The organism is Chryseobacterium sp. RR2-3-20 (assembly GCF_017808115.1).
Taxonomy (GTDB): Bacteria; Bacteroidota; Bacteroidia; order Flavobacteriales; family Weeksellaceae; genus Chryseobacterium; species Chryseobacterium oryzae.
The window spans coordinates 1-7,629 of sequence record NZ_JADQBD010000098.1; the positions used below are offsets into that span (position 1 = coordinate 1).

The following is a 7,629-nucleotide window of genomic DNA, read 5'->3' on the forward strand; positions in this document are numbered from 1 at the left end:
TTTTGATAGGTATATTTTGGACACCTATTGAATTTTTCTTGTTCCATAGTTTGACAATATTTAATGAATTTTTTGTCAACCTATTTCAGGAATATGCAGCTTCTAATATTGCGCACAACGTTTTGGGGCTTGGCGAAGTGGGGGATTAGAAGTACAAATGTTCAATTTAGCACTAATGTTGATAGAAGTACAAATGCTCAAATTAGCACTAATGCCCCCATTTTGCCAAACCCCTGTTAGGTGCAGTTTTTTTTGTCTAGTAGTGTCGTTAGTTTGTTATTAAAATTTTGTGTTTCGTTTCCAAGTGAACCGAAAAATTGTTTGTCAAATTCTTCTACTGTCTTAATGGCTTGTTTTGTGTTTTTTATTCCTATTTCTGTTAACCCAACTGTTTTTGCTCTTGTATCAGTTTCGTGTTCTTGTCTTTTAATAAGTCCTTTTGTTTGTAAGGTTCTCAAAACTGTGGAAGTTGTCATAGGGTCAATTTTCGTATGGTTTGATAACAAAATTTGTGTTACGTTTTGTTTGTCTAGTGTCAGCCAATGAATACTTGCAAGTAATACAAATTGAGAATGTGTCAATTCATATTTTTCTAATGCTTTTTTAATTTCTCGTTGCCAGAAATTCGTAACTTGCCACAATAAAAATCCTGAACTTTCTTCTGTTTTTTCAAAACTAAAATCTGTTTTTGCCATTTATTTTTTAGTTTTTTTCTGCAAGTTTAATTAGTTTGTCAACGGCAATTGGAAGTCCAACCTTGATTTTATTTCCGATAACTTTTGAGAACAAAAAAGTCATAAAACCTGTAATTTCAACTTTATGTGTTATTTCAAGTCCATCATTAGTTTCTGTCATTGAATGTATAAAGTCCATTTTGCAAAGTGGTAAAAAACTTCTGTCAGTAAATGATTTAAGATTTGTACATTCTATCATTTCAAATTTAGCTTTTGGTCCGTCTTTTGGTTTCAAAATTCCTTTTGCCCCTGTTTGAAATTGTCCAAATAGTTCAGCGTTTACAACTTCTGCATCCCAAATATTCCAATTTGGAACATCTGTCCATAGTTTCCAAATTATTTCTTTTTTTGCTGTCGTTTTACGACTTACTTCAAATGTCCACATATTAAATTATTTGCCTTGTTAAATTATATGTGCAAATATAGTAAGTGTACTTATAATATGCAATTTTATTTTTATTTTTTGTTACTACTATCTGTTTTAGGGTATCTCTTAAAATTGCACCTAACGGAAAAAGTATTTGCGAAGGGCGGGCTAAATTGGACGAAAAGTTCAATTTCGACCGAACGAAGCAAATTGCTTTTTCAGATTGTTAAATTACAAAAAAATACAATATGAAAAGCAAGTTGCGACTAAATGCATCGGGTTTTTCTATTATATATTCAACCCCGCCTTTTGCAAATACAATGTTATGCGACGTTTTTTATAAGATTTTACATTTACCATTATTAAAATCTTCCATAATTTTTTTAAACTTAATATCATTTATTACAGTTCCGTTGGAATAAATAACATTAACTTTTTCATTTCGTCCAATACGTTTTTTCTTTGGTTTAGTATTAACATAGATTTTACTATTTCTAGATAAATTTAAGACCATATTTTTGCTTACGTTATCTGGAACATCTAATCTTTGTTGTTTACCTTCACTTGTCTGTAGCATTCTTAGAAACTCAAAGGTTTCCTTGACTTTATCACTATATAATATTTTCCCTGATTTTAAATCAAAAGTTTCAGTTCCTATACTTGCAATTATGTAATCACTTGTTAAGTCATTAGTTTCAGGATTAATATTAGGATTCTCATCTAGAACAAATCTTGTTTCTAATCCGACTAAGTCATATTTTTCAAATATTAAATCATTTTTAATTGCGAAATTATAACCAAATTTCTTTTTTTGTACACTAGGATAAATTATTGCTTCAATATTATTTTCCGAATGAACTGGATAAAATAAAAACTCAGACGATAATAATGAACTAAAAAGATAATCTTGAGGTCTTTGTCTATCAACTTCATAACTGAATGCATCGATAAAAAAATCGTCCAATAAATAAAAAACTTCTTTTAGTTTTGAGTCTTTTTCAGGGTCTGAAATTTTTTCATGACCTATCACATTACAATTAATTTTAATTCCTTTTTTTCGTTTCCAATATGAAAGGGTAATGACATCTCCTTTCTTAGGCTTCGTTTCCCAGTATGCACTTGCAGGATCCAAAGCACAATAGAGCACTTGTTGATTTGGAAGATTACAACGTCCGAAATTGCAAAATTTTATTGGTGGTGCAAGTATTTGGTCAATTTCAGTAAAACAACCAAGTTCAATACCTTGAGAATTTAAAATATTTGTATTATTAGAAATTCTAACAAGATTTTCAGGAGCTTCGTTTGTGAAATGCGTAGATTTTAAATTAAAAAAAGTTTTGATGTCTATTTTTAACTTTTCAAAGTCCTCTTCTGTTAAATCTTGAATTTTCCCAAATAACGAGCGGTAATAATCAAGCTTTTCTTTTATTGATTCAATTGAATTTAGGTTAATTGGCTCTTGATTAGTTTTATTATTTGCTATTTTTTCTATCATTGTTGTTTGTAAAATGTCGCATAACGGGAAAGGGCTTGGCGAAGGCGGGGATACGAAAGCCGGAAATTCCAACTAAACCCGAACCGAGCAAAAACCATTTTCGTTTTTTCAAAATTACAAAAAATAAAAAAACGAAATGGTTTTTTGCGGCTAAAAGTGCTGAAATCTTCTAAATGATAACTCTCAACCCCGCTTTTGCCAAACCCATGTTACCTGCAGGCGTTTTGTCTTGCATGTTAGATTTTCTTAATTGATTTATACAGGTCAAATGATTTTTTTGTCAAGGTAGTTAACTCTTTGAAAAGTTTGTCGTCAATTTCTTTGAAGTTGAAGCAAGATTTTCCTTGCATACGGTCTCTAAGGTCTTGGCTAATATTGTCAAGTAAGTTAGGATAATAATAAACTGGCATTAAATGAAATGCGACATATGATTTTTTGATTTGAACTGCCCCAAAAAATTCAGCTTTTTTATTTGTGTCTGAAATGGGTGTGTTCAAATAGTAGTTATCATCTTTGTCGTGAATTAAAGTTAGTTCCGCTTCAAATTGTTTAAGTAGCGTTTTTAGTCTATTGAAAGTTTGGTTATCATTCATTGGTTTTTAATTTGTATGATTTATATCCCAATAATGTCGAAGGTATAAAAATGATAAGTCCGACAATTATAAACCAAGTTGGGTGCGGTAAAGTAAAAAAGTTTGCAACTGCGGAAAGTGTCAAAATGCTACCTGCAATAATTGGTAACTTTTTGTTGTCATTTTTACTAATTAACTTAATTAAAAAACCACACAAAACTGAACCGATTACCCAACCTACTAAAACAAATAACCAAAGCGATAATGGTTGATTTTCGTAAAATGTCTTTACTGCTATGCTGTCATTGTAGTCCAATGTTTTAGGTGCTGGGTGTAAGTAACTATTGATTGTCTCTGCTATTACAAAAAACACAATTGCCGATACTAATCCAACTACCACAGAAATAATATTACGCTTCATATTTTAAATTATTTGAGTATAAAAGTAGAGGATGTAGTTTTACAAAAATTGTAAAAATGTAACCATTACTGAAATGGAATAAAATGAGGGACTATTTTAAGAGATTGTGTTTTTTCAACAAGATTTGCGTATTCATTAGGGGTCAAGTCTGCGAACCTTTTGAAGTCGTTTATGAAATGGGCTTGGTCAAAATATTCTAATTCGTAAGCAACATTTGTAAGTTTTTCAGTCGGTGAACTACTTATGGTTTTTAATGAGTTTTGAAATCTGCTTAATGATGATAAAGTTTTTGGTGAAACGCCTGCAAATTCTTTTGATAAATGGTTTAAATGTTTTCGAGAAATTTTTAGTTTGTTACAAATTTGATTAATAGAAATTGGATTTGATTTAGATAGCAATATTTCTATTGTTGAAATCAGTTTTTGATTAGGAAACTTATTTGTCAATAATTTGCGGTAAAGGAAATTTTCAATAAGTAGGAATTGCTCTGTCATTGAGTTTGCTTCTTTAAGTTGTTCCCAAGTTTCGTCTGCTTCATTGTTAAAAATGTTGTCAAGTGTTACATAGTTGTTCGTGTAATAGTGCAAAGGGTCATTAAGGAAAATAAAAGCACCTAATGCTTTGAATTGAATAACCAACATTTTACTTGTTCCGTAACTTTCTACATTAGTCGGTTTGGTTTGAAGTCCTGCAACCCAATGTCGCTTGTAATCAATATGGTTGTCAAAATTCTTGTCTGTGAAAAGTTTAAAATTGTCTTCAAGGTTGAAAACTAAACTCATTGCAATTTTAGGAAGTCCTGTTCCTTTGTTATTGCCTTCAATGTAACATATACTGTCTACATAGTTGTCAAGTGGTGTTTTTGGTATATGTTTTTTAAATATCATTTCTCTCTGTCAATGTTAGCACTGTCGTCTGTTACGCTTGCAGGTAACGGAAAAAGTATTTGCGAAGGGCGGGCTAAATTTAACTGAAAGTTCAATTTCGACCGAACGAAGCAAATTGCTTTTTCAGATTGTTAAATTACAAAAAAATACAATATGAAAAGCAAGTTGCGACTAAATGCAACAAACCTTTCTACGTGGTTTCAACCCCGCCTTTTGCAAATACTATGTTATCTGCAGTCGCAATTAGTTAGTTTTTAGTGTTTTCAAAATATTTTCAACTTTGGTCAATTCATTTTTAATTTCTTTTTTTCCTTTTAATTGACCCATTAAAAATGAACAAACGAAAAGTTTTTTGTTTTGTATTAGATACCAATAATTCATCTCTTCATTATTTGTCTTCTCAACGTAATAAATTCCATCGAAATTTTCCCAATTAATATTTGCTCCTTCTTTTTTAATCAATATTTTACTTAGAAATTTGTTTGGACATTCGATCTTGTAATTCATTACAGTTATTCTCAAATTTCCAGTCCATTTTATTGTATCAAAAAATGCATTTGTGTTATTTTCATCGGTTTCATATTCACTCCAATTTTCAGGAAGTTTTATTGAATAATTATATTCCGAATTAAAATTATGTTCCATTTTCTTTGAGCAATTGTTGAATATTAGTAGAATTGAAATTGATAAAATTTGAACTACTTTCATTGTCAATTTGTTATGCGGAATTTTTGTCACGCGATTGCAGATAACGGAAAAAGTATTGGCGAAGTGCGGGCTTAATTTGAACGAAAGTTCAAGTTCAGACCAATCGTAGCCAATATTTTTTCAATGGAACTAAATTAAGAAAAAATGTGGAATTGGAAAATATTGGCGGCTAAATATTACAAAGAGTTCAATTTAGTCCTCAACCCCGCATTTTGCCAATACAATGTTACCTGCAGTTTTTTTTTAGGTAATAAAGGTGTTTCTTATGTTTATTACTTTCCAACTTCCATCTTTTTGTTTTTCCAATAAGTAACCAAACCCAATTCCGAAAACTGTTTCATAATATATTGTTTCAATGTATGCAAGGTTATCATTGAAGTAAACAGGATTTGAAAATTGATATAAATTTATACGTTCATAAATTTCTGTTTTATTTGCCAATTTAATGTTAGGATTTAGTTTTGAATCAATATTTAGGGAATCAAAAACGTATTTATTTTGTTTCAACAAGTTTAGAGAATCTTGTTTCCGTGTTTGTTTGTCAATTTTGCCAAAGTCAAGTAAATGAATAATGTTTTTATTGAAAAAGGGTGGTGGTCCTGGTTCTTCCCCCAAAATTTCTTTTTGACTTGGAACATAAATTTGTAATTTTTGCAATTCAGGATTAACCAAAAATATTTTTTCAGGTTTTAAATTTTTTCGGTCAGATTCATATTTAATAAACGCATTTAGAATTTTGTTTATTTCTTGATTTTCTTCAGTTTTACTTTTTGCGCAACTAACGTTCAGAATGAATAAAATTACAAGAGTTAAAGTTATTTTCATTTTATGCGGGATTTCTGGTAAAATTGCAGGTAACGGAAAAAGTATTTGCGAAGGGCGGGCTAAATTGGACGAATAGTTCAATGTAGCCCAACCGGAGCAGATGCTTTTTCAGATTGTCTAAATTAATAAAAAAAGCAATATGAAAAGCAGCTGCGGCTAAATGTAACCACACTTCATATTATATATTCAACCCCGCCTTTTGCAAATACTATGTTACCTGCAGTAGTTTTATTCATTTTGTTTGGCTTGTTGAATATTGTGATGACCAATTAATTCATAAACTTTTTCATTCCCGTATTCTCTAATCAATCCTGTATTTTGAAAAATGAATTCTTCTATGATTTTTTCACTTCTTTTTTTTCTTGAAAAACTTGCAATTAATTCACCAATAAAATAAAAAGGCACATTTATTATTCCCCGAAAAGATAAGAATCCTAAAGTTGCAGTTTTAATATAACTTTTTTTTCTCAATTGTTTTCCGCAATTTTCGCAAACAATAATTTCAGAGTCAAAAGTTGAATCAAGAGCAGAAAGATAATGAATGTTAAAACCTTGAACATTGTTAAATTTTTTTCCACACTCACTGCATTCAGAGTTTTGAATTTGTTTTTTCAAATTTTGCAATTCAGCGCCTTTGAAAAAATTTCTTTCCAATTTTATCCAATCAAGAAGTTTTATGTCAAGATTTCTCCGCTTAATTTCAGACTCAAGAATTGGAATCGCATCTTCTCTCAAACTTTTGCTCTCATTCATAGCAAGATTCAAGATTTTTTGGTCGTTAAAATTCTTGTAAGCATCTGTTAGTTCTTCTTTTGTGAGCATTTCGGTGATACTATTGCAGGTAACGATTTTTGGCTTTGCGATGGCGGTTTTTATACGGCATAAATTTTCAAAACCGCTATTGCAAAACCAGTGTTATATGAAGGTGGGATTTCACGCACTACACCTGATTAGAAGCACTTAAAAAGAAAAAGAAAAAATGAGCGTGGGAAACAATTTAATTTTAAAAAAAAATGGAAACAATCGTAAAATTTTTAATTACAATTTCAATCATTGGATTGATTGGCTATTCAGTAATTGGAACTGATGGGAAAGTAGATGCTATTAAGAGCAAAGCACCATATGAAATTAAAAAAAGAGGGTGGAAAATCTTAAGGTACGAGGGGTTTCAATACGGAAGTTGGGGCGAACACGGAGGAAAGGTTTGGTATCACGTTGCAGACACTTTAAATCCATCAATCCAATACCGTGTGTTTATTACAATGTGGAATAATGAGTTGCAATACCATTATGGTTCACCTGAAGTTTTGCAACGAATTGAAGTTGATTATCAAAAGTAAATGAGCGTGGGCAGATTTTTTCTTTTTCTTTCTCCCGAAAGTTCAATTGAAGCACTCCTGCCCACTTTCATATAACGGAAAAAGTATTGGCGAAGTGCGGGCTAAATGGAACGAAAAGTTCAATTTAGACTAAACGGAGCCGATATTTTTTCCATGAAACTAAACTACAAAAATAATGTGGAATCAATAGCGTCCTAAATAAAAAAATAAGAAGGAATTAAAGTAACTCAAAGTATCTTTGAGGTTGACAACAAAAAAACCTTCTTATGGATTCAAAATT

Annotated in this window: 10 protein-coding genes; 1 reads left to right on the plus strand and 9 read right to left on the minus strand. The window is 30.7% G+C overall.

The window, feature by feature from the left end; translation table 11 throughout:
• Positions 1 to 236: 236 nt before the first annotated feature.
• The 9 genes from IV513_RS14390 to IV513_RS14430 all read right to left on the minus strand — a co-directional run bounded on the left by IV513_RS14390 (position 237) and on the right by IV513_RS14430 (position 6,831).
• The gene (locus IV513_RS14390; RefSeq protein ID WP_209391253.1) at positions 237 to 695 is read right to left on the minus strand and encodes a MarR family winged helix-turn-helix transcriptional regulator; all 459 of its coding nucleotides are present in this window, start codon (positions 693 to 695) and stop codon (positions 237 to 239) included.
• Between the two features lie 7 nt (positions 696 to 702).
• Positions 703 to 1,119: a hypothetical protein gene (locus IV513_RS14395; protein WP_209391254.1), complete on the minus strand. Its 417-nt coding sequence runs from the start codon at positions 1,117 to 1,119 to the stop codon at positions 703 to 705.
• 319 nt (positions 1,120 to 1,438) lie between these two features.
• Entirely contained in the window at positions 1,439 to 2,596 is a 1,158-nt protein-coding gene (locus IV513_RS14400; protein WP_209391255.1) for a hypothetical protein, read from the minus strand.
• 236 nt (positions 2,597 to 2,832) lie between these two features.
• Positions 2,833 to 3,189, minus strand: coding sequence for a hypothetical protein (locus IV513_RS14405; RefSeq protein WP_209391256.1), 357 nt, complete (start codon positions 3,187 to 3,189; stop codon positions 2,833 to 2,835).
• On the minus strand, positions 3,182 to 3,589 hold the full coding sequence (locus IV513_RS14410) for a hypothetical protein (RefSeq protein WP_209391257.1): 408 nt from the start codon (positions 3,587 to 3,589) through the stop codon (positions 3,182 to 3,184). Before IV513_RS14410 ends, IV513_RS14405 begins: the two co-directional genes overlap by 8 nt.
• 65 nt (positions 3,590 to 3,654) lie before the next feature.
• Complete coding sequence (locus tag IV513_RS14415; RefSeq protein WP_209391258.1) at positions 3,655 to 4,476, minus strand: helix-turn-helix domain-containing protein; 822 nt, start codon at positions 4,474 to 4,476, stop codon at positions 3,655 to 3,657.
• Between the two features lie 243 nt (positions 4,477 to 4,719).
• On the minus strand, positions 4,720 to 5,184 hold the full coding sequence (locus IV513_RS14420) for a DUF3805 domain-containing protein (RefSeq protein WP_209391259.1): 465 nt from the start codon (positions 5,182 to 5,184) through the stop codon (positions 4,720 to 4,722).
• 243 nt (positions 5,185 to 5,427) lie between these two features.
• Positions 5,428 to 6,009 carry a hypothetical protein gene (locus IV513_RS14425; RefSeq protein ID WP_209391260.1) on the minus strand — a complete coding sequence of 194 codons (582 nt, stop codon included), beginning with the start codon at positions 6,007 to 6,009 and terminating at the stop codon, positions 5,428 to 5,430.
• Positions 6,010 to 6,237: 228 nt separating this feature from the next.
• Complete coding sequence (locus IV513_RS14430) at positions 6,238 to 6,831, minus strand: hypothetical protein (RefSeq protein ID WP_209391261.1); 594 nt, start codon at positions 6,829 to 6,831, stop codon at positions 6,238 to 6,240.
• 191 nt (positions 6,832 to 7,022) lie between these two features.
• Here IV513_RS14430 and IV513_RS14435 point away from each other — a divergent pair, with 191 nt between their 5' ends.
• Positions 7,023 to 7,349 carry a hypothetical protein gene (locus IV513_RS14435; RefSeq protein WP_209391262.1) on the plus strand — a complete coding sequence of 109 codons (327 nt, stop codon included), beginning with the start codon at positions 7,023 to 7,025 and terminating at the stop codon, positions 7,347 to 7,349.
• Positions 7,350 to 7,629: the final 280 nt, after the last annotated feature.